This window comes from Schaalia canis (genome assembly GCF_003858455.1).
GTDB classification, from domain to species: Bacteria; Actinomycetota; Actinomycetes; order Actinomycetales; family Actinomycetaceae; genus Pauljensenia; species Pauljensenia canis.
The window spans coordinates 1-804 of the sequence record NZ_RQZF01000032.1; the positions used below are offsets into that span (position 1 = coordinate 1).

The 804-nt window shown below is 56.5% G+C and carries 1 protein-coding gene; it reads right to left on the bottom strand.

Annotated features, from left to right (window positions below; genetic code table 11):
- Positions 1 to 644, bottom strand: a 644-nt coding sequence (locus EII11_RS10340) for a hypothetical protein (RefSeq protein WP_133306631.1), incomplete at its 3' end; no start/stop codon positions are given.
- Between the last annotated feature and the right edge of the window lie 160 nt (positions 645 to 804).

The following is an 804-nucleotide window of genomic DNA, read 5'->3' on the forward strand; positions in this document are numbered from 1 at the left end:
TGAGCATCCCACAAGGCGCGCAGTTCTTCTTCCGAGGGGGGTTCGACGCTGGTGTTTTCCAGGTCGATACGGACCATAATGTAGGTGTCGTCAACAATGCCGTAGGCTCGTGCGACCGCGTAGACCCACCCGCCTTCTTCTACAACAGGCTCAGGGGGAACCGAGTCCTTCCCCCGCCACTCGATAGCTTGGAAGGCCGCGATACCTTCACCGAAATCTAAGGGCGTCACCCGCCAATCCCTGCTTTGTCTATCTGCGCGTTCGCCCCAGTACGCCTTGCCCATCCGGCAGTAATCACTGTGAGCAAGTTGATTAATTTCTTGAGGGCCACGCGCGAGGATACTCTGCGGATTATCTAAAAGCCCAAGAATGATCCTGCGACCGCCATCAAGGTATTGCACACCATGACGCGTCCCTGTGGGGTCAGAGTAGTAGATGCTTCCGTCGGGCCCGCAGTCAGCAGCGCCAGGAAGATCATCTGGGCCAATGGGGGTTTGTTCTCCACCTCCGGCCTCTTGGGCGGTGAGCAGCTCTGGGCGTGGGATGACGGTTTCCTCAGGGGTGAAGTAGGCGCAGGCTGACAGGAGAGTCGCTGACGCGAAAAGGAATGCCATGAGTGCAGCATGTGCTTTAAGTCGTGTCATCTCACTTCTCACTTGCCTGATTGTCCACTTTGAGGGGTCAGGACTTCCTCACTGCGCTCGATAGCTTTAAAGTAGCGGACTTTAGCGACCTGGGCATCCCACAAGGCACGCAGTTCTTCCTCACTTGGCGGCTCAACACTAGAGTTTTTGAGGTCGATAC